This is a genomic window from Lichenicola sp. GTC18331 (assembly GCF_055386855.1).
The window spans coordinates 1,017,330-1,041,676 of record NZ_AP045015.1 but is presented as its reverse complement, the minus strand read 5'-3'; the positions used below and the strand labels follow the sequence as shown (position 1 = coordinate 1,041,676).

The window sequence follows — 24,347 nt, the reverse complement described above, 5'->3', positions numbered from 1 at the left end:
GGGTCCAGGGGCAGAGCCCCTGGGACTTCTTTCGTTTTTTAAGTGGTTTTCCCTTTGTGAAGGGTGTCGGCACATGAACGAACTGATGAAGATCCTTGGCCAGACCGGCCAGGCGATGACCTTCGACCAGATCAAGATCCAGTTGGCCTCGTCGGAGCAGATCCGTTCCTGGTCGTACGGTGAGATCAAGAAGCCGGAGACCATCAACTACCGCACCTTCAAGCCGGAGCGGGACGGGCTGTTCTGCGCGCGCATCTTCGGTCCGATCAAGGACTACGAGTGCCTGTGCGGCAAGTACAAGCGGATGAAGTTCCGCGGCATCATCTGCGAGAAGTGCGGCGTCGAAGTGACCCTGGCCAAGGTGCGTCGCGAGCGCATGGGCCATATCGAGCTTGCCTCGCCGGTCGCGCATATCTGGTTCCTCAAGTCCCTGCCGAGCCGCATCGGCCTGATGGTCGATCTCACGCTCAAGGAACTGGAGAAGATCCTGTATTTCGAGAGCTACGTGGTTCTCGAGCCGGGCCTGACCGATCTTAAGCTGCACCAGCTGCTGACCGAGGATCAGCTCCTGGCCAAGCAGGACGAGTTCGGCGAGGACGGTTTCCGCGCCGGCATCGGCGCCGAAGCGATCAAGAGCGTGCTGGTCTCGGTCGATTGCGACGCCGAGAAGGTGAAGCTGCGTGCAGACCTCAAGGAGACCACCTCCGAGGCCAAGCGCAAGAAGCTGGTCAAGCGCCTGAAGCTGGTCGAAGCGTTCTCCGAAAGCGGCTCGCGTCCGGACTGGATGATCCTGGACGTGGTTCCGGTGATTCCGCCCGAGCTGCGCCCGCTGGTGCCGCTGGATGGCGGCCGTTTCGCCACCTCCGACCTGAACGACCTGTATCGTCGCGTCATCAACCGCAACAACCGGTTGAAGCGCCTGATCGAGCTGCGCGCGCCCGACATCATCGTGCGCAACGAAAAGCGCATGCTGCAGGAATCCGTCGACGCCCTGTTCGATAACGGCCGTCGCGGCCGCGCCATTACCGGCGCCAACAAGCGTCCGCTGAAGTCGCTGTCCGACATGCTCAAGGGCAAGCAGGGCCGCTTCCGTCAGAACCTGCTCGGCAAGCGCGTCGACTATTCCGGGCGTTCGGTGATCGTGGTGGGCCCGGAGCTCAAGCTGCACCAGTGCGGCCTGCCGAAGAAGATGGCGCTCGAGCTGTTCAAGCCGTTCATCTACTCGAAGCTCGAGAAGTACGGTCACGCCACCACCATCAAGGCCGCGAAGCGGATGGTGGAGAAGGAGCGTCCCGAGGTCTGGGACATCCTGGAAGAGGTGATCCGTGAGCATCCGGTGATGCTGAACCGCGCGCCGACGCTTCACCGCCTGGGCATCCAGGCGTTCGAGCCGGTGCTGATCGAAGGCAAGGCGATCCAGCTGCATCCGCTGGTCTGCACCGCCTTCAACGCGGATTTCGACGGCGACCAGATGGCGGTCCACGTGCCGCTGTCGCTGGAAGCGCAGCTCGAAGCGCGCGTGCTGATGATGTCCACCAACAACATCCTTAGCCCGGCGAACGGCAAGCCGATCATCGTGCCGTCGCAGGACATCGTGCTCGGCCTGTACTACCTGTCCCTGGAGACCGCCGAGTTCCGCGCGACCCCGGACCAGAACGAGTACGACGCCGAAGGCAAGGTGGTGAAGACCGGCGCCCCGGCCTTCGCCACGATCGGCGAGATCGAATTCGCGCTGACCGCCAAGGCGATCCATCTGCACGACAAGATCCGCGCCCGCTACGAGACGGTGGATGCGGATGGCAAGAAGGTGCGCGAGACCGTCATCACCACGCCGGGCCGCATGCTGCTGGCACAGATCCTGCCGAAGCACGCCGCCGTGCCGTTCTCGCTGCTGAACAAGCAGCTCACCAAGAAGAACGTCTCCGACGTGATCGACGCGGTGTATCGTCACTGCGGCCAGAAGGAATGCGTGATCTTCGCAGACCGTCTGATGGGTCTGGGCTTCGGTCAGGCCGCCCGCGCCGGCATCTCGTTCGGCAAGGACGACATGATCATCCCGGACGCGAAGCAGCCGCTGGTGGAGAAGACCACCACCGAGGTGAAGGAGTTCGAGCAGCAGTATCAGGACGGCCTGATCACCGCCGGCGAACGCTACAACAAGGTGGTCGACGCCTGGTCGCGCTGCACGGACGAAGTCCAGGCGGCGATGATGAAGGAGATCTCGCGTCAGGAAGCCGGCAAGCAGACCAACTCGGTCTGGATGATGAGCCATTCCGGCGCGCGTGGGTCGCCGGCGCAGATGAAGCAGCTCGCGGGCATGCGCGGCCTGATGGCCAAGCCGTCGGGCGAGATCATCGAGCAGCCGATCATCGCCAACTTCAAGGAAGGCCTGTCGGTTCTCGACTACTTCACCTCCACCCACGGCGCCCGTAAGGGTCTCGCGGATACGGCGCTGAAGACCGCGAACTCCGGTTACCTGACCCGCCGTCTGGTGGACGTGGCGCAGGACTGCATCATCGTCGAGGACGATTGCGGCACCGAGCGCGGTCTGACCGTCCGTGCGGTGATGGATGGCGGCGAGGTGGTGTCGTCGCTGAGCGAGCGCATCCTGGGCCGCACGACCGCTGCCGACGTGATGAACCCGGCCGACGGCTCCGTGGTTCTGCCGCGCAACACGCTGGTGGGCGAGGCCGAGGCCGAGCTGGTCGAGAAGGCCGGCGTCGAGAGCATGCTGATCCGCTCCGTGCTGACCTGCGACAGCCGCGTCGGCGTCTGCGGCCATTGCTACGGCCGCGATCTGGCGCGCGGCACGCCGGTGAACATCGGCGAGGCCGTGGGCGTGATCGCCGCGCAGTCGATCGGCGAGCCGGGCACCCAGCTCACCATGCGCACCTTCCATATCGGCGGTGCGGCGCAGCGTGGCGCCGAGCAGTCGATGGTCGAGGCGTCGCATGACGGCGTGGTCTCGGTGAAGAACCGCAACGTGGTTCAGAACAGCCAGGGCGTGCCGGTCGTGATGTCGCGTAACTGCGAGATCGTGCTGGCCGACGAGAAGGGCACCGAGCGTGCGCGCTACCGCGTGCCGTACGGCGCAAGGTTGCTGGTGGACGAGGGTGCGGCCGTCGCGCGTCAGCAGAAGCTGGCCGAGTGGGACCCGTACACCCTGCCGATCATCACCGAGCGCGCCGGCACGGTGGAATATCTCGACCTGATCGACTCCATCACCCTGGTGGAGCGCATGGACGAGGTCACCGGCCTGACGTCGAAGGTGGTGGTGGACTACAAGCAGGCGGCCAAGGGTGTGGACCTGCGTCCGCGCCTGCAGCTGAAGGACGAGAAGGGCGAGGTGCTCAAGCTCGCCAATGGCGGCGAGGCCCGCTACTTCCTGTCCCCTGACTCGATCCTTTCGGTCGAGAACGGCTCGGTGGTTCATGCTGGCGACGTGCTGGCGCGTATTCCGCGCGAAGGCTCGAAGACGCGTGACATCACCGGCGGTCTGCCGCGCGTGGCCGAGCTGTTCGAAGCCCGTCGTCCGAAGGACCATGCGATCATCGCGGAAACCGATGGCCGCATCGAGTTCGGCAAGGACTACAAGGCCAAGCGCCGCGTGATCGTGAAGAACGACGAGACCCTGGAGGAGACGGATTACCTGATCCCGAAGGGCAAGCACGTGTCGGTCCAGGAAGGCGACTTCGTCCGCAAGGGCGATCCGCTGGTGGACGGTCCGCGCGTTCCGCACGACATCCTCAAGGTGCTGGGCGTCGAGGCTCTGTCCGACTACCTCGTCAACGAGATCCAGGACGTCTATCGACTGCAGGGCGTGAAGATCAACGACAAGCACATCGAGGTGATCGTTCGCCAGATGCTGCAGAAGGTCGAGATCCTCGAGCCGGGCGATACGACCTACCTGATCGGCGAGACGGTGGACCGGATCGAGTACGAGATGGAGAACGAGAAGCGCCTGCGCGAGAACGAGCGTCCCGCGCACGCGATGCCGGTGCTCCAGGGCATCACCAAGGCCTCGCTGCAGACGCACTCCTTCATCTCCGCAGCGTCCTTCCAGGAGACCACGCGCGTGCTGACCGAGGCGGCGACCGCCGGCAAGGTCGACACGCTGAATGGCCTCAAGGAGAACGTGATCGTGGGCCGCCTGATCCCGGCGGGCACGGGCTCGGTGATGAACAAGCTCCGCGCCGTGGCGGCCGGTCGCGACCAGCAGCGTGTGCTGGGTCGCGACATGCCGACCCACCAGCCGATCAAGGCTGCCGAATAACGGCAGCGTCCGATCGCGGAACAGAAACAGGCCGGCCGGGGAAACCCGGCCGGCCTTTCTTTTGGACATTGAAGTCGGATGGAAGAGGTGTTCTTTCTTGAAAGAAAGAACCAAAGAACTTTTGTCCGTTTAGCTTTCTACTAGGTCTAGACTCTACCTAACGGACAAAAGTCTTTTTGCTTCTTTTTCTTTAGAAAAAGAAGATCCTCCTAGCGTTCCTAAGGCCTGCGACCCGGGCAGCCGGATACAGGCTTCGCCACTCCGGCCGGTTTCGTGCCGAGAACCGACACGGTGGCGGTCATGCCGCTCGACAGCGTGATCCCGCACGGAACCCGATCCAGCTCGATCCGGACGGGGATACGCTGCGCCAGCCGGACCCAGGTGAAGATCGGGTTCACCGTCGGCAGTCCCTGCACGCCGTTCGCCGCGTCGGCGACGTCGATGCCGTGGCCGATCCCGGTGACACGGCCTTCGATCGGCTGGTGCGGATAGCCCATCAGCACCACGCGCGCGGCGTCGCCGTCATGGATGCGCGGGAGCTGGGTTTCCTCGAAATAGCCTTCGACCCAGAAGCTGTCCGAATCCACCAGGGTCAGCGCGGCGGAACCGGTGCGGGCGAAGCTGCCGGGTTGCAGAAGCAGGTTGGTGACCCAGCCGTTCACGGGCGCGCGCAGTTCGGTGCGTGCCAGATCGAGCTGGGCTTGATCCAGCATGCCGGTCATCTGCAGCACGTCGCCATTCGCATCGAGCGCCTGTCCGGACGAGTTCTGCTGCTGCTCCGCCGACACGGCGATCGACGGCAGCTTGGCGTTGCGCGCGGCGTCTGCGGCCAGATAGCTGGCCCGCGCCTTGGCAGAAGCCAGACGACCTTCCGCTTGCGTCAGAGCGTTCCGAAAGGTGCCCGGGTCGATCCGGAACAGCAGATCGCCTTTGTGGACGAACTGGTTGTCGCGCAGGGGCAGCGACACCACCGTGCCCGACACTTCCGGCGCCACCTGAACGGTGAAGACACGCACCCGACCGTCGCGGGTCCAGGGCGTGTACTCGTAATAGCTCCAGGCATAGGCGGCGAGGGATACGGCGGCCGCGAGGGCGATCAGGCTGGCGGCGAAATTGAAGATCGCCGGGGGCTGGCGGGGGATGCGCGCCACGATCAGGCGCCGAACCGCAACGACAGTACCAGCAGGGAGGCGATCCCGATCAGGAGACTCAAATCGAACAGCGCCCGGTTCCACACCAGCCGATTGATGCCGGTTCGATCCAGCACACGGCGCAGAACAAGTGCCAGCAGCATCGCCACCATGAAGCACGGGCCCGCAGGCGACACGAACACCCCGAGCAGATCGATCTCGCGCAGAGGCATCATGGCGGGCTCATTCTCGGATCGTTGCGGGTGCGTCGCCGATTGGCGGGAGCCCGGGCCAGCCCGTCAAGCCGGGGTCGGTGCGAAGTGCGGCGATCAGGCGTATCCGATGCCGCTGCATCGGATCGAGATCGGGGCGGTCGGCCAGGCGCGCCAGCCCGTCCGGCGCCCCGTTCCAGGCCAGACGACCCGCCTCCCGACGCAGTGCCGCATCGCCGTTGCCGATCGCCAGCAGAAGACGGCCCATCAGCAGCAGGGCGACGCCGCCGGTGATCACCGTCTGGTCCTCGGTTCGCAGCATGTCGAGCCGCGCGGCCATCCGGGCGAGCCAGGATTCGGGAGAAGGGGACAGAAGGGCCGGATCGAGAGCCGCGGCACGGAAGCCGTTCGCCATCCGTTGCCGGGCCCGCCTGCGCAGGGTCGCGGCGGAGGCCGGAGGCGGCAGCGCGTTGAACGCGGCCACAGCGACGGCCATGCCGGACAACGCGGCCACCGTCGTGTTCAGATCCGCGGCCAGATCGTAGCGCATCGCATTGTGCAGCGAGCAGGCGTTCAGAACATACATGCCGTAGCCTGCGCCCAGGGCGGCGCGCTTATCCGCCCGTCCCAGCGCGGCCATCATCGCGATCGGCAGGATCACCGCGGCCAGAAGCAGGAAATGTCCGCTCACGGTGAGCGCGGTATAGTGCACCGTAAGCCCTACGACGGCGGCCAGAGCCGCTCCGAGCATGAAGGATCGCGCCGCTTCGGCCGAATTCGCGCGGGCGGCCAGAAGCGAGCACAGCAGCCCGGTCCAGGTGACGGCGGTGGCGCCGGACGGCCATTCGCTCAGGAACCAGAAGCCACTAACCAGCCCGATCGCCACTGCCGTGCGCACGCCGTTGTTGCGCGCGTTGCGTCCGTCGCGGTCGACAGCCAACGCTTGCACCGGAGCGTAGGCACTGCCGATGCGTCGCCCCTGCCGCAACAGACGGCCGGCCACCGCCAGGCGCGCCTGCCAGCCGAATCGCGGCCCGTCGCGCACGGGACAGTCGAACAACCGCGCCGCCGCGACGCGATCGCCGCCGCCTTCCGGCCGGGTTGGCAGGAACCGCATCAGCAGCCCTTCGGAAACCAGAAGCAGCAGCCGGTTCGGGGCATTGGTGATGAAGCGCCCGCCCGTACGGAGCGAGGACTGCTCGATCAGCGCTTCGGCGATGGCCCCGTCGAGCGCGATGATCGTCCCGATCGGCGGCAGCACCACCGGATCGTCCGTGGCACGATGCCGGGTTTCCGCCAGCCAGTCGGCGCAGGCGAGGGCGGTGGCGTCGATCCTCTCCGCCAGAGCATGGCTCACCGTGCCGACGCTGCGGGCCACCAGAACGGAGGAGGCATGCGCGCAGGCGATTCCCAACAGAAGCGTGGAGCAGCGATCCACCGCAACGGAGAAGCCGCGTCCCGGCTGATCCAGGACCGCGAGCGCGATGATCGGCACGGTGAAGCCGGCCAGGGCGAAGCCATAGGAGCGCTGACCGCGCTCCAGGCTGGACAACGCCGTCAGCGCGCCGAGCCACAGCGCGAGCGCGAGGTCGAACGCCAGGGTCGCCTGGGCGAAGCAGGCCAGCAGAAGCAGGGCGATGGCGGCGCCGACCACGCTGCCGATCGCCCGCCACAGGCTTTTCTGGAGCGAGCTGGCGCGGGTGGACAGCGAAACGGAGAGAACCGTCCAGCCGGCCCATTCCGGGGTCGAGAGCTCCAGCGCCATGGAGAGATAGACGGCGAGGATCGCGGTGAGACCGAGCCGTATCGATTCCAACGCCTCGGCCGGCACGAAGCGCGCCGCAACGGCCAGAACGGATCCGCCGGGCGGGATGCGATCGAGAGAAACCGGCGCGCGGGCGGGAGTGGGGAGCACCCCGTTAGTGTGGGTCAAGCGCCGCCGACCGGCAATCTCGAACGGGTTTCACCGAATCGCCCGATCCTGTGACGCATTTGCTTGACTCGGCATCCAACCGGACCTAGACAGCGGCCCTCGGCTTGCCCCGTCGCGAGATATCGTCGTCTTTGCGAGGGGATTGCCGCCTGATGCAGCACGTCGCGTGCGGCACCGCCCCCGTTACTACAGGGGGCCAAGGCCGCGCGTGGGTATACCACGCAAGAACGGGATCGCTCCCGCTCTGGCGGCATTTCGTTGTGAATGGGTGGAACCTCCCTCGTCATCGAGGTGGGCCTGCCGAACAGAGTTTGAGGATTGGGAAGGGCGTATGCCGACCATCAACCAGCTGATTGCCAAGGGACGCGAGCCGGCGCCCAAGCGCAACAAGGTCCCCGCCCTGCAGGGCTGCCCGCAGAAGCGCGGCGTCTGCACGCGCGTGTACACGACCACCCCGAAGAAGCCGAACTCGGCGCTGCGTAAGGTCGCCAAGGTGCGCCTGACCAACGGTTTCGAGGTTGTCAGCTACATTCCTGGCGAGGGTCACAACCTGCAGGAGCACAGCGTGGTGCTGATCCGCGGCGGTCGCGTGAAGGACTTGCCGGGCGTGCGCTACCACATCCTGCGCGGCGTGCTCGATACCCAGGGCATCGCCAAGCGGCGCAAGCGTCGCTCGCTCTATGGCGCCAAGCGGCCGAAGTAAGAGGATAAACGGGTATGAGCCGTCGTCGCCGCGCCGTTAAGCGCGAAATCCTTCCTGATCCCAAGTTCGGTGACGTCGTCATCACGCGCTTCATGAATGCGCTGATGTACGACGGCAAGAAGTCGACTGCCGAGAGCATCGTCTATGGCGCGCTCGAGAGCATGCGCCGTCGCGGCGGCTCCACAGCCGATCCGGTGCGCATGTTCCATGAAGCGCTGGACAACGTGAAGCCGGCGGTCGAAGTGCGGTCTCGCCGTGTCGGTGGCGCCACCTATCAGGTGCCGGTCGAAGTCCGCACCGAGCGTCGTCAGGCTCTCGCGATCCGCTGGCTGATCGACAGCTCGCGCAAGCGTGGCGAGCACACCATGCAGGATCGGCTTTCCAACGAACTGATGGACGCTGTGAACAACCGTGGTTCGGCCGTGAAGAAGCGTGAAGACACGCATCGCATGGCGGAAGCCAACAAGGCGTTCAGCCACTACCGCTGGTAATCGTTTAAACGAACCCCTTCCAACCCGACCGGCCAGCGCCCCCATTCAGCTTGGGCGGCGGGTCAACGGAGAGAGACGATGGCAAAGGCTAAATTCGAGCGGAACAAGCCGCACTGCAACATCGGCACGATCGGCCACGTCGATCACGGCAAGACGTCGCTGACGGCCGCGATCACCAAGACGCTGGCGAAGACCGGTGGCGCCACCTTCACCGCCTACGACCAGATCGACAAGGCGCCGGAAGAGCGCGCTCGCGGCATCACGATCTCGACCGCGCACGTCGAGTACGAGACCGCCAACCGCCACTACGCGCACGTCGACTGCCCCGGCCACGCCGACTACGTGAAGAACATGATCACCGGCGCCGCGCAGATGGACGGCGCGATCCTGGTCGTGTCCGCCGCTGACGGCCCGATGCCGCAGACCCGCGAGCACATCCTGCTCGCCCGTCAGGTCGGCGTGCCGGCGCTCGTCGTGTTCCTGAACAAGGTCGACCTGGTCGACGATCCGGAGCTGCTTGAGCTGGTCGAGATGGAAGTGCGCGAGCTTCTGTCCTCCTACCAGTTCCCGGGCGACGATATCCCCATCGTGAAGGGCTCGGCTGTCGTCACCCTGAACGACGGCGACGCCGAGATCGGCGAGAAGCGCGTCCTCGAGCTGATGGAGCAGGTTGACGCCTATATCCCGCAGCCGGAGCGTGCGATCGACCGTCCGTTCCTGATGCCGATCGAAGACGTGTTCTCGATCTCGGGTCGCGGCACCGTCGTGACTGGCCGCGTCGAGCGTGGCGCCGTCAACGTCGGCGAGGAAGTCGAGATCGTCGGCATCCGTCCGACCACCAAGACGACCGTGACCGGCGTCGAGATGTTCCGCAAGCTGCTGGACCGTGGCCAAGCCGGCGACAACATCGGCGCGCTGCTGCGTGGCACGAAGCGCGAGGACGTGGAGCGCGGTCAGGTTCTGGCGAAGCCGGGCTCGATCACCCCGCACACCAAGTTCAAGGCCGAAGCGTACATCCTGACGAAGGAAGAGGGCGGTCGTCACACCCCGTTCTTCACCAACTATCGTCCGCAGTTCTATTTCCGCACCACCGACGTGACGGGCGTTGTTCAGCTCGCCGAGGGCGTGGAAATGGTCATGCCGGGCGACAACGTCTCGATGGACGTGGAGCTGATCGCTCCGATCGCCATGGACGAAGGCCTGCGTTTCGCCATCCGTGAAGGCGGCCGCACCGTCGGCGCCGGCGTCGTGGCGTCGATCCAGGCGTAAAGCCCGGATAGCGATGACCCCGAACCTGAAGTTGGACTGAAGTTAAGATGGACAACCAGAACATTCGTATTCGCCTGAAGGCGTACGATCACCGCGTGCTGGACAACAGCACGAAGGAGATCGTGAACACGGCGAAGCGTACGGGTGCGCGGGTTCGGGGTCCCATCCCGCTGCCGACGCATATCGAGAAATTCACCGTTAACCGCTCCCCCCACGTGGATAAGAAGAGCCGCGAGCAGTTCGAGATTCGAACCCACCGCCGCTTGCTCGACATTGTCGAGCCGACGCCGCAGACCGTGGACGCCCTCATGAAGCTCGACCTCGCCGCTGGCGTGGACGTCGAGATCAAGCTGTAAGGTCCAGACGATGCGCACCGGATTGATCGCAAAGAAGCTGGGCATGTCCCGGATCTTCAAGGAGGACGGCACGCACGTGCCGGTCACCGTCCTGCACCTCGACACGCTGCAGGTGGTCGATACCCGTACCCAGGAACGCGACGGCTACACCGCCGTGCAGCTGGGTATCGGCAAGGCCAAGGTGAAGAACGTCTCCAAGCCGAACCGCGGGCACTTCGCCCGGGTGAAGGTGGAGCCGAAGAAGAAGCTCGTCGAGTTCCGCGTCAGCGACGACGCGGTGCTGGAGTCGGGTGCTTCCATCACGGCCGCCCATTTCGTGGTGGGCCAGAAGGTGGACGTGACCGGAACCAGCAAGGGCAAGGGTTTTGCCGGCGGCATGAAGCGCTGGAACTTCCGCGGCCTCGAAGCTTCCCACGGCGTCTCCATCAGCCATCGTTCTCTGGGCTCCACCGGTAACCGTCAGGATCCGGGCAAGACCTTCAAGAACAAGAAGATGGCCGGTCACCTGGGCCACGAGCGTGTCACCACCCTCAATCTGGAGGTGGCGCTGGTGGATGTTGAGAAGAACCTGCTGATGATCCGGGGCGCGATCCCCGGCTCCAAGAACGATTTCGTTCTGGTTCGTGATGCGATCAAGAAGGCTCGCCACGCCGATGCGCCGTATCCGGCGGCGCTCGCGGCCGGCTCCGCCGACGCGACGGCTGGCTGAGGAAGAGGGAAATGGATTTCGACATCAAAACCCTCGATAACGGCAGCGCTGGCCAGGCCAGCCTGCCCGAGGAGATTTTCGGGGCCACCCCGCGCACCGACATCATGGCGCGCGTGGTGCATTGGCAGCTCGCCAAGCGCCGTGCCGGCACCCACAAGGTGAAGGGCATGGGCGAAGTGTCGGGCACGACCAAGAAGCCCTACAAGCAGAAGGGCACCGGTAACGCCCGCCAGGGTTCGCTGCGCGCGCCGCAGTTCCGGACCGGCGGCGCCGTGCACGGCCCGGTGGTGCGTGACCATGGCTACGACCTTCCCAAGAAGGTGCGTCGCCTGGGCCTCATCTCCGCCCTGTCGCAGAAGGCTGCCGACGGCAAGCTGGTGGTGATCGACTCCGCGACCGCCGCCGGCAAGACCGCCGAGCTGGCCGCGAAGCTGAAGGTCCTCGGCTGGAGCTCCGCCCTGTTCGTCGACGGCACCGTCAACGAGGGCTTCTCCCGCGCCGCGCGCAACATCGCCCGCATCGACGTGCTGCCGTCCGTCGGCGCCAACGTCTATGACATCCTCAACCACGAGATGCTGGTGATCACCCAGGCCGGGGTCGAGGGTCTGAAGGAGCGCTTGGCATGACCGACATTCTGGCTATCCGCCGGCAGGCGGAGCGCATGTCGCGCGAGGCGATGTTCGACGTCGTCCGCGCTCCGGTGATCACCGAGAAGGCGACCGCGCTGTCCGAGAAGAACCAGGTCGTGTTCCGCGTCGCGATCGACGCGACCAAGCCGCAGATCAAGGCGGCGGTCGAGGGTCTGTTCGGCGTGAAGGTGCTGGCGGTCAATACGCTGGTGCAGAAGGGCAAGACCAAGCGGTTCCGTGGTCGTCCGGGTGTTCGTTCCGACGTCAAGAAGGCGTTCGTGCAGCTTGCTGAGGGTCAGTCGATCGACCTCTCCGCGCGGCTGGCCTGACGCGGGGTAGAGTTCAATGGCACTGAAGCATTTCAAGCCCGTCACAGCGTCGCTTCGCGGCACGGTCCTGATCGACCGCAAGGAGCTGTGGAAGGGCAAGCCGGTCAAGACGCTGACCGAAGGCAAGAACAAGACGGGCGGCCGTAACAACCACGGTCGCACCACGTCCCGGTTCCGTGGCGGCGGGCACAAGCAGTCCTACCGCTATGTCGACTTCAAGCGTCGCAAGTTCGACGTCGTCGGCACGATCGAGCGGCTGGAATACGATCCGAACCGCACCGCGTTCATCGCGCTGGTGAAGTACGCGGACGGCGAGCTGGCCTACATCCTGGCGCCGCAGCGCATCAAGGCGGGTGACCAGGTCATCGCCGGCGCGCGCGTCGACATCAAGCCGGGCAACGCGATGCCGCTGGCGGCCATTCCGGTCGGCACCATCGTGCACAACATCGAGCTGAAGCAGGGCGCCGGCGGCAAGGTCGCGCGTTCGGCGGGCACCTATGCCCAGCTCGTCGGCAAGGATAGCGGCTACGCGCAGATCAAGCTGCAGTCGGGCGAGCTTCGTGTCGTTCGCGGCGAGTGCATGGCGACCGTGGGCGCCGTGTCCAACCCGGACAACATGAACCAGAGCTTCGGCAAGGCCGGTCGCGCCCGCTGGATGGGCCGTCGTCCGCATAACCGCGGCGTGGTGATGAATCCGGTCGACCATCCGCACGGCGGCGGCGAAGGCCGCACCTCGGGCGGCCGTCATCCGGTCACCCCGTGGGGCAAGCCGACCAAGGGCTACAAGACGCGCACCAACAAGCGCACCGACGCCCTCATCATCCGCCGTCGCAAGACCGGCAAGTAAGAGGCACGAACAGAGATGGCACGTTCCGTCTGGAAAGGCCCGTTCGTGGACGGGTATTTGTTGAACAAGGCCGAGGCGTCGCGCGCGTCGGGTCGTAACGAGGTGATCAAGATCTGGTCGCGTCGTTCCACGATCCTGCCGCAGTTCGTCGGTCTGGTCTTCGGCGTTTATAACGGTCACAAGTTCCTGCCGGTGCAGGTCAACGAGAACATGGTCGGACACAAGTTCGGTGAGTTCTCGCCGACGCGCACCTTCACGGGGCATTCCTCCGACAAGAAGGCGAGGCGGGGATGAGCAAGCCCAAGCATCCGCGTGTGCTCGGCGAGACCGAGGCGCAAGCGATCACGCGCAACATCCGCGTCAGCCCGCGCAAGCTGAACCTGGTGGCGGGTCTGATCCGCAACCAGCCGGCGTCGCAGGCCGTGGCCACGCTGACCTTCAGCAAGCGCCGCATCGCGTTGCAGGTGAAGAAGACGCTGGAAAGCGCGATCGCCAATGCCGAGAACAATCATCAGCTTGATGTCGATCAGTTGGTCGTCACCCATGCCGAGGTCGGCAAGTCGATCGTCATGCGTCGGTTCCATGCCCGTGGCCGCGGCCGCTCGGCGCGCATCGAGAAGTTCTTCAGCCATCTGAAGATCGTCGTGGCCGAGAAGGCGAAGGCCGAAACGGCGCCGGACTCCGCGCCCAAGCAGAAGGCGGCCTGAACCATGGGTCACAAGGTCAATCCGATCGGGCTCCGGCTCGGCATCAACCGCACCTGGGACAGCCGCTGGTACGCCGGCGAGGACTATTCCAAGCTGCTGCATGACGACCTGAAGCTGCGTTCGCACCTGCGCAAGAAGCTGTCGGGCGCCGGCGTGTCCCGCGTGGTGATCGAGCGTCCGGCCAAGAAGCCGCGCGTGACGATTTATGCCGCGCGTCCGGGCGTGGTGATCGGCAAGAAGGGCCAGGACATCGACGTTCTGCGCAAGGACCTCGCCCGCATGGCGAAGACCGACGTGGCGCTGAACATCGTCGAGATCCGCAAGCCGGAGATCGACGCGCAGCTGGTGGCGGAGAACATCGCCCAGCAGCTCGAGCGTCGCGTGGCGTTCCGTCGTGCGATGAAGCGCGCCGTGCAGTCGGCGATGCGTCTGGGCGCCCAGGGCATCCGCATCAACTGCGGCGGCCGTCTCGGCGGCGCCGAGATCGCCCGCGTCGAGTGGTATCGCGAAGGCCGCGTGCCGTTGCACACGCTGCGCGCCGACATCGACTACGGTGTCGCGACCGCGAAGACCACGTATGGCACGTGCGGTGTGAAGGTGTGGATCTTCAAGGGCGAGATCCTCGCTCACGATCCGCTGTCGCAGGACCGTCGCGCCGCCGAACAGGCGCCGCAGCGCTGAGATCAAGGCGCCAGGCCGCCGGTTAGAGGTAGAAGAACATGCTTTCCCCGAAGCGGACGAAGTACCGCAAGGCCCATAAGGGCCGCATTCATGGGCTGGCCAAGGGCGGCACGACGCTGAATTTCGGCGCGTTCGGCCTGAAGGCGCTCGAGCCGGAGCGCGTCACCGCGCGCCAGATCGAGGCCTCGCGTCGCGCGATCACCCGCGCTATGAAGCGCGCCGGCCGCGTGTGGATCCGGATCTTCCCGGATCTGCCCGTGTCCACGAAGCCTGCCGAAGTCCGCATGGGCTCCGGCAAGGGTTCGCCGGAATATTGGGTGGCCCGCGTGAAGCCGGGTCGCGTGATGTTCGAGATCGACGGCGTGCCGGTTGAGGTCGCGAAGCAGGCTCTGGCGCTCGGCGCCGCGAAGCTGCCGATCAAGACCAAGTTCGTCACCCGCATCGGAGAGGCATAAGATGGCCAAGGCGACAAAGCCGTCCGAGCTTCGGGCGAAGAGCGAGGACGAGCTGAACACGCTTCTGCTCGATCTCAAGAAGGAGCAGTTCAACCTGCGCTTCCAGCGTGCGGTTGGACAGGTCGAAGGTGCGGGCCGCGTTCGTGAGGTGCGTCGCGAGATCGCGCGCCTGAAGACCGTTCAGCATGCGAACAAGAAAGCTGCGGCGTCCGCCGCGGCGAAGTCCTGAGAGGAGTTGGGCGATGCCTAGGCGCGTCCTCACGGGGCGGGTGACCAGCGACAAGATGGACAAGACCGTGACGGTCCTGGTCGATCGCCGCGTGATCCATCCGCTCTACAAGAAGTTCATCCGTCGCTCGAAGAAGTACGCGGCGCATGACGAACTGAACGAGTGCAAGGTCGGTGACACGGTGCGCATCATCGAGTGCCCGCCGATCAGCAAGCGCAAGACGTGGACCGTCGTGAACCGCAACGGCACGCCGATGGGCGACGCCGTGGCGACCACCGACGCCGCGTCCGCCTGAGGGGCTAGAGACCAATGATCCATCCCGAGACCAACCTGGACGTTGCCGACAACAGCGGTGCGCGTCGGGTGCAGTGCATCAAGGTGCTGGGCGGTTCCAAGCGGAAGACCGCCTCGGTCGGCGACGTGATCGTCGTTTCCATCAAGGAAGCGATTCCTCGTGGCAAGGTGAAGAAGGGCGACGTGCACCAGGCGGTGATCGTTCGGACCTCCTTCCCGGTACGCCGCGCGGACGGAAGCGCGATCCGCTTCGATCGCAACGCTGCCGTGCTGATCAACAAGCAGTCCGAGCCCATCGGAACCCGTATCTTCGGCCCGGTCGTGCGCGAGCTGCGCGCCCGCAAGTTCATGAAGATCATCTCGCTGGCGCCGGAGGTGCTGTGATGGCTGCGCGCATCAAGAAGGGCGACCAGGTCGTCGTGATCTCCGGGTCCTCCAAGGGCACCCAGGGCGAGGTTCTGTCCGTGTCGCCGACCACCGAAAAGGCGGTCGTGCGCGGCGTGGCGATTGCCAAGAAGCACCAGAAGCCGACCCGCATGGGCGAGCCGGGTGGCATTATCGAGCGCGAAGCGCCGGTGCACCTGTCGAACCTGAAGCTGGTCGATCCCAAGAGCGGCAAGCCGACCAAGGTCGGTTTCCGCGTGCTCGAGGGCGGCCGCAAGGTCCGCGTCGCCAAGGCGACCGGCGAAATCATCGAGAGCTGAGGAGGCAGGCATGTCCGACACTGAAACCCGCGCTCTGCCTCGTCTGCAGCAGCGCTACAACGATCAGCTTCGTGGCCAGCTGCGCGAGCAGTTCGGCTACAAGAACGTGATGCAGGTTCCGCGTCTCGAGAAGATCGTCATCAACATGGGCGTGGGCGAGGCCGCCGGCGACCAGAAGAAGCTCGACGCCGCCGTGGCCGAGCTGACCCTCATCGCCGGCCAGAAGCCGGTGAAGACGGTGGCGAAGAAGGCGATCGCCGGCTTCAAGATCCGTGAGGGTCTGCCGATCGGCACGAAAGTGACGCTGCGTCGCGCGCAGATGTACGAATTCCTGGACCGTCTGGTGACGATCGCCCTGCCGCGCGTGCGCGACTTCCGCGGTCTTCCGGCGAACAAGGGCTTCGACGGTCGCGGAAATTTTGCGATGGGCCTCAAGGAACAGATTGTGTTTCCTGAGATTGACTACGATAAGGTGGACCAGATCCGCGGCATGGACATCATCTTCGTGACGACCGCGAAGACCGATGCCGAGGCGAAGGCTCTGTTGAAGGCGTTCGATCTGCCGTTCGCGGCCTCGTAAGAGGCTGCATCCGGCGGGATATCCGCGTTCAACCGTTTGACTCTGATTTGGAAGACCACCGGGGCTGGCCCGGCAGGTTCCGGGAGATAGGACAAGGCATGGCCAAGACATCACAGGTCAACCGCAACGCCAAGCGCGAGCACATGGCGGCCCGCGACAAGGGCAAGCGGACGGCTCTGAAGAACATCGTCATGGACCGGACTCTTCCCGTGGAAGACCGGTTCGAAGCATCGTTGAAGCTGGCCGAGCTGCCGCGCAACGGGTCGCGCGTTCGCGTGCGCCTGCGCTGCAAGCTGACGGGTCGCTCGCGCGCCAATTACCGGAAGTTCGGCCTCTGCCGTGTCGCCCTGCGCGATCTGGCGAGCACCGGCCAGATTCCGGGTATGGTCAAGTCGAGCTGGTAAGGGGCACGACTTATGTCCATGTCTGATCCGCTGGGTGATATGCTCACCCGCATCCGCAATGCTCAGCGCTCGCGTCACGCGGCCTGCGTTGCACCCGCGTCCAAGCTGCGCGCCAACGTCCTCGAGGCGCTGCGTCGCGAGGGCTATATCCGTGGCTTCCAGGTCGAAGAGATCCGCACGGGCATCGCCCAGCTGCGCATCGAGTTGAAGTACACGGACGGCGAGCCGGTGATCAAAGAGATCCACCGCGTGTCCAAGCCGGGCCGTCGCGTTTATTCGAAGATCAAGGAGCTGCCCCGCGTCTATGCCGGGCTCGGCGTCTCGATCCTGTCCACGCCGCGAGGCGTCCTGTCCGATGCGGAAGCCCGCGCTGCCAATGTTGGCGGCGAGGTTCTGTGCCGGGTCTTCTGAGGAGGGATGCATGTCACGCGTAGGCAAATATCCCGTTGAGATTCCGCAGGGCGTCGATGTCGCGATCGTCAGCGGCGTTCTGACGGCGAAGGGCAAGCTCGGCGAGCTGAAGCTTCCCTTGTCGCAGCATGTCGAGACCACGGTCGCGGATGGCCGCGTCACCGTTGTGCCGAAGAGCTCCGCCGCTCCCGCGCGCATGATGTGGGGCACCACCCGTGCTCTCGTCGCCGCGATGGTGAAGGGCGTGTCGACCGGCTACAGCAAGACGCTGGAGATCACCGGAACCGGTTACCGCGCCGCGGTGCAGGGTTCGAACCTGGTGCTGAATCTCGGCTACTCGCATGACGTCGTCTATGCGATCCCGCCGGGCATCAAGATCACGACCCCGCGTCCGACCGCCGTCACGGTGGAAGGTGTGGACAAGCAGCGTGTCGGGCAGGTTGCGCTCGATATCCGGAACTTCCGTCCGCCGGAGCCCTACAAGGGCAAGGGTGTCCGCTACGACAACGAAGTGATCCGGCGCAAGGAAGGCAAGAAGAAGTAATGAGCACGCAGCAGGAATTGCGGGAGCGGCGGCGCACCCGCCTTCGCTTCCAGCTCCGCCGCAAGGCTGGCGGGCGTCCGCGTCTGTCGGTGTTCCGTTCGGGCAAGAACATCCATGCGCAGGTGATCGACGACGTCGCCGGCCGTACGCTGGCTTCGGCCTCGACGCTGGACAAGTCGGTTCGCGAGAGCGGCAAGACCGGCGCCGACAAGGCTGCCGCGGCTGCCGTCGGCAAGCTGGTGGCCGAGCGCGCCATCGCGGCCGGCGTGTCGCAGGTCGTGTTCGACCGCGGCTCGTATCTGTATCATGGGCGCGTCAAGGCCCTGGCGGAGGCTGCCCGCGAGGGCGGCCTCGCCTTCTGAGGGAAGGTCACGACATGGCACGTGAACCGAGAGAAGGCGGCCGCGGCGGCCGCGAGGGTGGTCGTGAGCGGGATCGCGAAGGCGACGACCTGATCGACAAGCTGGTGACGATCAACCGCGTCGCGAAGGTGGTGAAGGGCGGACGTCGTTTCGCCTTCGCAGCCCTCGTGGTGGTGGGTGACCAGAAGGGCCGCGTCGGCTACGGCGCGGGCAAGGCGCGCGAAGTTCCCGAGGCGATCCGCAAGGCGACCGAGCGGGCGAAGCGCACCATGATCCGCGTGCCGATGAAGGAGGGTCGTACCCTCCATCACGACGTCACCGGTCATTTCGGCGCTGGCAACGTGGTGCTGCGTTCGGCGGAAGCCGGCACTGGCATCATCGCGGGCGGCCCGATGCGCGCGGTGTTCGAGAGCCTGGGCATCAACGATGTGGTGGCCAAGTCGCTCGGCAGCCGCAACCCGCATAACATGGTGAAGGCGACCTTCGCGGCGCTCGAGCGTTGCGCCAGCCCGCGCTCGGTGGCGAGCCGTCGCGGTAAGAAGGTCTCCGACATTCTCGGCAAGCGCGAAGCCGCGCTGGAGGGCGCCGATGTCTGAGCAGGGCAAGGCCACAGTTCGCGTTCGTCAGATCGCGTCCGGCAACGGGCAGAAGCCGGGTCAGCAGGCGACGCTGATCGGGCTCGGCCTGAACAAGATCGGTAAGGTGCGCGAGCTGGAGGACACTCCTTCGGTTCGCGGCATGATCCGCAAGGTGCACCACCTGGTGAAGGTGGAGGATTGAAATGGTCGAACTGAACCAGCTGCGCGACAACGAGGGTTCTCGTTATCGCAAGAAGCGCCTCGGCCGTGGCATCGGCTCCGGCAAGGGCAAGACGTCCGGCAAGGGCGTGAAGGGTCAGAAGGCGCGTGAAGGCGTTTCGCTGAACGGGTTCGAGGGCGGTCAGCTCCCGATCTACCGGCGTCTGCCGAAGCGTGGCTTCAAGAACATCTTCCGCAAGGTCTACGCGCCGATCAATCTCGGCACGCTGGACAAGGCGATCGCCGACGGCAAGCTCGATGCATCGGGCACGATCACGGAAGACACCCTGCGCGCTGCCAATCTGATCGGCACGGGCAAGGTGAATGGTATCCGTCTCTTGGCGCAGGGTGAACTCACCCGCGCGCTGACGATCGAAGTGGCCGGCGCGTCCGCCGCGGCGATCGAGGCGGTGGAGAAGGCCGGTGGGTCCGTCAAGACCACCGTTGCCAAGAAGGCGCAGACGGAAGCGTAACCGGGGGAGGGTTCATGCCCTCATCTTGCTTACAAAACCAGTCAGGCTAAACAGACAGCGCCGTGCGGATGAACCCGCCGGCGCTGTTCTTGTGAAAGGGACCGGCGCATGGCCTCCGCGGCCGAGCAGCTTGCATCGACGATGAATCTCGGCGCCTTCGCGAAGGCCACCGAGCTTAAGAAGCGTATCTGGTTCACACTGGGCGCGCTCATCATCTATCGCCTTGGCACGTACATCCCGGTCCCCGGTGTCGACGCCCATGTGATGGGTCAGCTCTTGGCGCAGAACCAGGGCGGAATCCTCGGCATGTTCGACATGTTCTCGGGCGGTGCGCTCGGGCGCATGACCGTGTTCGCGCTGAACATCATGCCCTACATCAGCGCCTCGATCATCGTTCAGCTGATGTCGTCCGCGATCCCGGCGCTCGAATCGATCAAGAAGGAAGGCGAGTCGGGGCGGAAGAAGCTCAATCAGTACACTCGCTATCTGACGGTGCTGATCGCGCTGTTCCAGGCCTACGGAATCGCGGTCGGGCTGGAGAAGATGCACGCCGCCGGCGGCATCTCCGCCGTTATCGATCCCGGCCTGTTCTTCCGCTTCTCCTGCGTGATCACGCTGGTCGGCGGCACCATGTTCCTGATGTGGCTGGGCGAACAGATCACCTCGCGCGGCGTCGGTAACGGCATCTCGCTGATCATCTTCGCGGGCATCGTTGCCAACCTGCCGCATGCGCTCGCGACCCTGTTCCAGCTCGGATATACCGGCGAGCTGTCGCCGGTCTTCGTGGTGATCTTCCTGGTTCTCGCCGCCGCCGTGATCGCGTTCATCGTGTTCATGGAACAGGCGCAGCGTCGCGTGGTGATCCAGTATCCCAAGCGTCAGGTCGGCAATCGCATGTCGGGCGGCGAATCGACCCATATGCCGCTGAAAGTGAACACGGCCGGCGTGATCCCGCCGATCTTCGCCTCCTCGGTGCTGCTGATTCCGGTCACCCTGTCCGGATTCGCGTCTGGAAACGCCAACCTGCCGCATTGGCTCGGCTTCCTGGCGCAGCAGCTCGGTCAAGGTCAGCCGCTCTACATGATCTTCTATGCGGCGATGATCCTGTTCTTCTCGTATTTCTATGCAGCGGTGGCGTTCAACCCGCAGGAAACGGCGGACAATCTGCGGAAGCAGGGCGGCTTCATTCCCGGCATCCGGCCGGGCGCCAACACGGCGGAGTATCTCGACCGGATCCTCGTGCGTCTGACGACGATCGGCGCCCTTTACCTCGTGCTGGTCTGCCTGCTGCCGCAGTTCCTCGTCAGCCGCTATCATGTGCCGTTCTATTTCGGCGGCACGAGCCTGATCATCATCGTGTCCGTGACCATGGATACGGTGACGCAGATCCAGTCCCATCTGCTGGCACACCAGTATGAAGGGCTGATCCGGAAATCCCGCGGTCGGGGGAGGATGCGTTGAATCTGATCTTTCTGGGGCCCCCGGGGGCTGGCAAAGGCACCCAGGCCAAACGCCTGGAGCGCCTGCACGGCATCGCACAGATCTCCACGGGCGACATGCTGCGGGCGGAGGTGAAGGCGGGCACCGAGATCGGCCAGAAAGCCAAGGCGGTGATGGATCGCGGCGGCCTGGTGTCCGACGAGATCCTGGTCGCCATGCTGGCCTCGCGCGTGCGTCAGGCCGACTGCGCGAAAGGATTCATCCTCGACGGCTTTCCCCGCACCGAAGTCCAGGCGAAAGCGCTGGACGAGATGCTGTCCGAACTTGGTCTCAAGATCGATGCGGTTCTGGAGTTGAAGGTCGACGAGGCCGAGCTGACGGCGCGAATCGTCGGCCGTTATACCTGCGCCACGTGCGGCACCGGCTACCACGACTCGTTCAAGCAGCCGGCGGTTCCGGGCGTGTGCGATGTCTGCGGCGGCACGGAGTTCACCCGCCGTCCGGACGACAACGCCGCGACCGTCGGTTCCCGCATGGAGGCCTACCGTCGCGAGACGCAGCCGATCCTGCCGTATTACGAGGCGCGGGGGCTGGTGCGGAGCATCGACGGCATGGCCGAGATCGACGCTGTCAGCACGCAGATCGACGCCGCTCTTTCCGCCACGAACGCTGGTGCGATCACGGAAAGTTGAAGCGAAATCGTTGACTCAGGGGGCGTCCTCGCTATAGTGCGCGCCCTCAGCCGGGTCTGTGCCCGTCCCCGTCTCGGGACTGTCACGAACCCGGTTTTTCCGAACTTCCGGCAGCCGATTCTCTCCTGGGAAAACGCCTGCACGGTTCAGAAACGGCCCGGCGATCCGGGCGGTTATTCATGCCTGGCAGGCGCCGGGGTTATACGGCCTGGAAACAGGCGGTTTGAGGAGTATTGGGCGTGGCGCGTATTGCCGGCGTGAACATTCCGACCAACAAGCGGGTCGTGATCGGTCTGACCTACATCTACGGCATCGGCCCGGCGAAGGCGCAGGATATCTGCACCCAGCTCGGCATCCCGGCGGAACGCCGCGTGAACGAGATGTCCGACGACGAGATCCTGAAGGTGCGTGAGCTGATCGATCGCGAGTTCCGCGTCGAGGGCGACCTCCGTCGCGAGCTCGCCATGAACGTCAAGCGTCTGATGGACCTCGGCTGCTATCGCGGCCTGCGCCATCGTCGTGGCCTGCCGGTGCGCGGTCAGCGCACCCACACCAACGCCCGCACCCGTAAGGGCAAGGCGGTGGCGATCGCCGGCAAGAAGAAGGCCACGAAGTGATCGGCGGCCGCCCTTTCGCGAGAAGGGGCGGCACCAGGTCGTTCGAAGCAAAACATCAGGCACGTCGCCCGGCGGCGTGCTCAGGTCGGGATTGAAAGAATATGGCGAAGGCCGCCGCACCGCGCATTCGTAAGAAAGAGCGCAAGAACATCATCTCGGGCGTGGCGCATGTGCTGTCCACGTTCAACAACACCATGATCACCATCTCCGACGCGCAGGGCAACGCCATCGCCTGGTCGTCCGCCGGCAGCCAGGGCTTCAAGGGTTCGCGCAAGTCGACCCCGTATGCCGCTCAGGTCGCCGCCGAAGACGCCGGTAAGAAGGCGCGCGAGCACGGCATGGAGACGCTCGAGATCGAGGTGTCCGGTCCGGGTTCGGGCCGCGAGAGCGCGCTGCGCGCCCTGCAGGCGGTCGGCTTCTCCATCACCGCGATCCGCGACATGACGCCGGTGCCGCACAACGGCTGCCGCCCGCGCAAGCGTCGCCGCGTCTGACGCGATAAGCTGCTTCTGATCGCCGCCGGTCTTCGGGCCGGCGGTTCCAAACTGCCGGATCGGTGCACCAGCATCGGTGCGGCGGTTCCCCGTTAAGAAAGGCCACTCTCTTGGTCCTCCAGAAGAACTGGCAGTCCCTGATTAAGCCGGAAAAGCTGGACGTCGAGCCCGGCAACGAGCCCGCGCGCACCGCGACCGTGGTCGCCGAGCCGCTGGAGCGCGGTTTCGGCATGACGCTCGGCAATGCGATCCGTCGCATCCTGCTGTCGTCGCTTCAGGGCGCCGCCGTCACCGCGATCCAGATCGACGGCGTGCTGCACGAATTCTCCTCGATCGCCGGCGTGCGCGAGGACGTCACCGACATCGTCCTGAACATCAAGCAGCTCGCGCTGCGGATGCATGGCGAGGGTCCGAAGCGCATGACGCTGACGGCCACAGGTCCCGGCGAGGTGAAGGCCGGCCAGATCCAGACCGGTCACGACATCGAAGTCATGAACCCCGATCTGGTGATCTGCACGCTCGATGACGGCGTGAAGCTCGGCATGGAGTTCACGGTCAATCTCGGCAAGGGCTATGTCCCGGCTGCGGCCAACCGTCCGGAAGACGCGCCGATCGGGCTGATCCCCATCGATGCGATCTACTCGCCGGTGCGTCGCTGCTCGTACAAGGTCGAGCCGACCCGTGTGGGTCAGGTCACCGACTACGACAAGCTGCTCCTGACCGTCGAGACCAACGGCGCGGTGACCCCGGAAGACGCGGTGGCGCTCGCCGCTCGCATCCTCCAGGACCAGTTGCAGCTGTTCATCAACTTCGACGAGCCGCGCCCGGCGCGCGTCGAGGAGCCGCAGGACGATCTGCCGTTCAACCGCAACCTGCTGCGCAAGGTCGACGAGCTCGAGCTCTCGGTCCGCTCGGCGAACTGCCTGAAGAACGACAACATCGTCTACATCGGCGATCTGGTTCAGAAGACCGAGCAGGAGATGCTGCGCACGCCGAATTTCGGCCGCAAGTCCCTGAACGAGATCAAGGAGGTGCTGACCTCCATGGGCCTGGCACTCGGCATGAACGTGCCGACCTGGCCGCCTGAGAATATCGAAGACCTCGCCAAGCGGCTCGACGAGCCCTTCTAAGCTGGCAGCATTTAGGAACCCTCATCATGCGTCACGGTGTTGCCGGCCGTAAGCTCGGCGTTACCTCCACCCATCGCCTCGCCATGTTCAGGAACATGGCCGTCGCGCTGATCAAGCACGAGCAGATCACCACCACCCTGCCGAAGGCCAAGGAGCTTCGTCCGGTGGCCGAGAAGCTCATCACGCTCGGCAAGCGCGGTGGTCTGCACGCCCGTCGTCAGGCCTACGCGCAGCTGCGCGACGACGTGATCGTGTCCAAGCTCTTCGGCGCCATCGCCGAGCGCTACAAGGACCGTCAGGGTGGCTACACCCGCGTGCTGAAGGCCGGCATGCGTCATGGCGACGCAGCCGACATGGCGGTGATCGAGCTGGTCGAGCGCGACGTGGCCGCCAAGGGCCAGGACAGCGGTCCGCGTCCCGAGGTCGAGAGCGAGAACGACTACGCCAACTGA

At 65.1% G+C, this 24,347-nt stretch carries 34 protein-coding genes; 31 read left to right on the top strand and 3 right to left on the bottom strand.

From position 1 onward, the window contains the following. Positions 1 to 73: 73 nt before the first annotated feature. Positions 74 to 4,273, top strand: a complete 4,200-nt coding sequence (gene rpoC / locus ACZ5BM_RS04850) for a DNA-directed RNA polymerase subunit beta' (RefSeq protein ID WP_498910250.1) — start codon at positions 74 to 76, stop codon at positions 4,271 to 4,273. Positions 4,274 to 4,491: 218 nt separating this feature from the next. Here rpoC and ACZ5BM_RS04845 read toward each other — a convergent pair whose 3' ends face one another. From ACZ5BM_RS04845 to ACZ5BM_RS04835, 3 genes are read right to left on the bottom strand one after another with little or no spacing between them, the layout of a single operon-like run. Further along, positions 4,492 to 5,424, bottom strand: a complete 933-nt coding sequence (locus ACZ5BM_RS04845) for an HlyD family secretion protein (protein ID WP_498910249.1) — start codon at positions 5,422 to 5,424, stop codon at positions 4,492 to 4,494. Positions 5,425 to 5,426: 2 nt separating this feature from the next. Then, positions 5,427 to 5,639 carry a DUF1656 domain-containing protein gene (locus tag ACZ5BM_RS04840; RefSeq protein ID WP_498910248.1) on the bottom strand — a complete coding sequence of 71 codons (213 nt, stop codon included), beginning with the start codon at positions 5,637 to 5,639 and terminating at the stop codon, positions 5,427 to 5,429. 7 nt (positions 5,640 to 5,646) lie between these two features. Beyond that, positions 5,647 to 7,548, bottom strand: a complete 1,902-nt coding sequence (locus tag ACZ5BM_RS04835) for an FUSC family protein (RefSeq protein ID WP_498910247.1) — start codon at positions 7,546 to 7,548, stop codon at positions 5,647 to 5,649. A gap of 331 nt (positions 7,549 to 7,879) precedes the next feature. Here ACZ5BM_RS04835 and rpsL point away from each other — a divergent pair, with 331 nt between their 5' ends. The 30 genes from rpsL (at position 7,880) to rplQ (ending at position 24,347) form a co-directional block, all read left to right on the top strand. Next, positions 7,880 to 8,251, top strand: a complete 372-nt coding sequence (gene rpsL / locus ACZ5BM_RS04830) for a 30S ribosomal protein S12 (RefSeq protein ID WP_171834511.1) — start codon at positions 7,880 to 7,882, stop codon at positions 8,249 to 8,251. Positions 8,252 to 8,265: 14 nt separating this feature from the next. Continuing rightward, a complete protein-coding gene (gene rpsG, locus ACZ5BM_RS04825) occupies positions 8,266 to 8,742 on the top strand; it encodes a small ribosomal subunit protein uS7 (protein WP_498910246.1) in 477 nt (158 codons plus the stop codon). Between the two features lie 78 nt (positions 8,743 to 8,820). Further along, positions 8,821 to 10,011, top strand: coding sequence for an elongation factor Tu (gene tuf / locus ACZ5BM_RS04820; protein WP_498910245.1), 1,191 nt, complete (start codon positions 8,821 to 8,823; stop codon positions 10,009 to 10,011). 47 nt (positions 10,012 to 10,058) lie between these two features. Beyond that, a complete protein-coding gene (gene rpsJ, locus ACZ5BM_RS04815; protein ID WP_012227960.1) occupies positions 10,059 to 10,367 on the top strand; it encodes a 30S ribosomal protein S10 in 309 nt (102 codons plus the stop codon). Between the two features lie 10 nt (positions 10,368 to 10,377). Next, the gene (gene rplC / locus ACZ5BM_RS04810; protein WP_498910244.1) at positions 10,378 to 11,076 is read left to right on the top strand and encodes a large ribosomal subunit protein uL3; all 699 of its coding nucleotides are present in this window, start codon (positions 10,378 to 10,380) and stop codon (positions 11,074 to 11,076) included. Positions 11,077 to 11,087: 11 nt separating this feature from the next. After that, positions 11,088 to 11,702 (top strand): 50S ribosomal protein L4, encoded by a 615-nt coding sequence (gene rplD, locus ACZ5BM_RS04805; protein WP_498910243.1) that lies wholly within the window; start codon positions 11,088 to 11,090, stop codon positions 11,700 to 11,702. A gap of 35 nt (positions 11,703 to 11,737) precedes the next feature. Continuing rightward, complete coding sequence (locus ACZ5BM_RS04800) at positions 11,738 to 12,034, top strand: 50S ribosomal protein L23 (protein WP_422862809.1); 297 nt, start codon at positions 11,738 to 11,740, stop codon at positions 12,032 to 12,034. 16 nt (positions 12,035 to 12,050) lie between these two features. Continuing rightward, positions 12,051 to 12,881 (top strand): large ribosomal subunit protein uL2, encoded by an 831-nt coding sequence (rplB, locus tag ACZ5BM_RS04795; protein ID WP_498910242.1) that lies wholly within the window; start codon positions 12,051 to 12,053, stop codon positions 12,879 to 12,881. 15 nt (positions 12,882 to 12,896) lie between these two features. After that, complete coding sequence (gene rpsS / locus ACZ5BM_RS04790; RefSeq protein WP_171834517.1) at positions 12,897 to 13,175, top strand: 30S ribosomal protein S19; 279 nt, start codon at positions 12,897 to 12,899, stop codon at positions 13,173 to 13,175. Further along, entirely contained in the window at positions 13,172 to 13,588 is a 417-nt protein-coding gene (rplV, locus tag ACZ5BM_RS04785; RefSeq protein ID WP_498910241.1) for a large ribosomal subunit protein uL22, read from the top strand. The genes rpsS and rplV overlap by 4 nt, the downstream gene beginning before the upstream one ends. Positions 13,589 to 13,591: 3 nt before the next feature. Beyond that, positions 13,592 to 14,269: a 30S ribosomal protein S3 gene (gene rpsC, locus ACZ5BM_RS04780; protein WP_422862414.1), complete on the top strand. Its 678-nt coding sequence runs from the start codon at positions 13,592 to 13,594 to the stop codon at positions 14,267 to 14,269. Between the two features lie 38 nt (positions 14,270 to 14,307). Next, the gene (gene rplP / locus ACZ5BM_RS04775; protein ID WP_422862416.1) at positions 14,308 to 14,724 is read left to right on the top strand and encodes a 50S ribosomal protein L16; all 417 of its coding nucleotides are present in this window, start codon (positions 14,308 to 14,310) and stop codon (positions 14,722 to 14,724) included. A gap of 1 nt (position 14,725) precedes the next feature. Further along, a complete protein-coding gene (gene rpmC / locus ACZ5BM_RS04770) occupies positions 14,726 to 14,953 on the top strand; it encodes a 50S ribosomal protein L29 (protein WP_422862417.1) in 228 nt (75 codons plus the stop codon). A 13-nt stretch (positions 14,954 to 14,966) separates the two neighbouring features. Further along, positions 14,967 to 15,248, top strand: coding sequence for a small ribosomal subunit protein uS17 (rpsQ, locus tag ACZ5BM_RS04765; RefSeq protein WP_498910240.1), 282 nt, complete (start codon positions 14,967 to 14,969; stop codon positions 15,246 to 15,248). A gap of 14 nt (positions 15,249 to 15,262) precedes the next feature. Further along, complete coding sequence (gene rplN / locus ACZ5BM_RS04760) at positions 15,263 to 15,631, top strand: 50S ribosomal protein L14 (RefSeq protein ID WP_419730134.1); 369 nt, start codon at positions 15,263 to 15,265, stop codon at positions 15,629 to 15,631. Then, complete coding sequence (gene rplX, locus ACZ5BM_RS04755; RefSeq protein WP_498910239.1) at positions 15,631 to 15,951, top strand: 50S ribosomal protein L24; 321 nt, start codon at positions 15,631 to 15,633, stop codon at positions 15,949 to 15,951. Before rplN ends, rplX begins: the two co-directional genes overlap by 1 nt. A gap of 10 nt (positions 15,952 to 15,961) precedes the next feature. Beyond that, a complete protein-coding gene (gene rplE, locus ACZ5BM_RS04750) occupies positions 15,962 to 16,531 on the top strand; it encodes a 50S ribosomal protein L5 (protein WP_422862420.1) in 570 nt (189 codons plus the stop codon). Between the two features lie 98 nt (positions 16,532 to 16,629). Beyond that, positions 16,630 to 16,935 carry a 30S ribosomal protein S14 gene (gene rpsN / locus ACZ5BM_RS04745; RefSeq protein ID WP_422862421.1) on the top strand — a complete coding sequence of 102 codons (306 nt, stop codon included), beginning with the start codon at positions 16,630 to 16,632 and terminating at the stop codon, positions 16,933 to 16,935. A gap of 12 nt (positions 16,936 to 16,947) precedes the next feature. After that, positions 16,948 to 17,346, top strand: a complete 399-nt coding sequence (rpsH, locus tag ACZ5BM_RS04740) for a 30S ribosomal protein S8 (RefSeq protein WP_422862422.1) — start codon at positions 16,948 to 16,950, stop codon at positions 17,344 to 17,346. A gap of 10 nt (positions 17,347 to 17,356) precedes the next feature. Beyond that, complete coding sequence (gene rplF, locus ACZ5BM_RS04735) at positions 17,357 to 17,890, top strand: 50S ribosomal protein L6 (protein ID WP_422862423.1); 534 nt, start codon at positions 17,357 to 17,359, stop codon at positions 17,888 to 17,890. After that, a complete protein-coding gene (rplR, locus tag ACZ5BM_RS04730) occupies positions 17,890 to 18,252 on the top strand; it encodes a 50S ribosomal protein L18 (protein ID WP_498910238.1) in 363 nt (120 codons plus the stop codon). Before rplF ends, rplR begins: the two co-directional genes overlap by 1 nt. Before the next feature lie 14 nt (positions 18,253 to 18,266). Then, complete coding sequence (rpsE, locus tag ACZ5BM_RS04725; RefSeq protein ID WP_422862425.1) at positions 18,267 to 18,848, top strand: 30S ribosomal protein S5; 582 nt, start codon at positions 18,267 to 18,269, stop codon at positions 18,846 to 18,848. Next, a complete protein-coding gene (rpmD, locus tag ACZ5BM_RS04720; RefSeq protein WP_422862426.1) occupies positions 18,841 to 19,032 on the top strand; it encodes a 50S ribosomal protein L30 in 192 nt (63 codons plus the stop codon). The genes rpsE and rpmD overlap by 8 nt, the downstream gene beginning before the upstream one ends. A 1-nt stretch (position 19,033) precedes the next feature. Continuing rightward, positions 19,034 to 19,522, top strand: a complete 489-nt coding sequence (gene rplO, locus ACZ5BM_RS04715) for a large ribosomal subunit protein uL15 (RefSeq protein WP_498910237.1) — start codon at positions 19,034 to 19,036, stop codon at positions 19,520 to 19,522. 108 nt (positions 19,523 to 19,630) lie between these two features. Then, positions 19,631 to 20,983, top strand: coding sequence for a preprotein translocase subunit SecY (secY, locus tag ACZ5BM_RS04710; RefSeq protein WP_498910236.1), 1,353 nt, complete (start codon positions 19,631 to 19,633; stop codon positions 20,981 to 20,983). Further along, positions 20,980 to 21,654, top strand: a complete 675-nt coding sequence (locus ACZ5BM_RS04705) for an adenylate kinase family protein (RefSeq protein ID WP_498910235.1) — start codon at positions 20,980 to 20,982, stop codon at positions 21,652 to 21,654. Before secY ends, ACZ5BM_RS04705 begins: the two co-directional genes overlap by 4 nt. Positions 21,655 to 21,893: 239 nt before the next feature. After that, a complete protein-coding gene (gene rpsM, locus ACZ5BM_RS04700) occupies positions 21,894 to 22,271 on the top strand; it encodes a 30S ribosomal protein S13 (RefSeq protein ID WP_498910234.1) in 378 nt (125 codons plus the stop codon). 101 nt (positions 22,272 to 22,372) lie between these two features. Then, positions 22,373 to 22,765 (top strand): 30S ribosomal protein S11, encoded by a 393-nt coding sequence (gene rpsK / locus ACZ5BM_RS04695; protein WP_422862431.1) that lies wholly within the window; start codon positions 22,373 to 22,375, stop codon positions 22,763 to 22,765. 110 nt (positions 22,766 to 22,875) lie between these two features. Next, complete coding sequence (locus ACZ5BM_RS04690; RefSeq protein ID WP_422862432.1) at positions 22,876 to 23,895, top strand: DNA-directed RNA polymerase subunit alpha; 1,020 nt, start codon at positions 22,876 to 22,878, stop codon at positions 23,893 to 23,895. A gap of 26 nt (positions 23,896 to 23,921) precedes the next feature. Beyond that, positions 23,922 to 24,347 (top strand): bL17 family ribosomal protein, encoded by a 426-nt coding sequence (gene rplQ, locus ACZ5BM_RS04685; RefSeq protein ID WP_498910233.1) that lies wholly within the window; start codon positions 23,922 to 23,924, stop codon positions 24,345 to 24,347.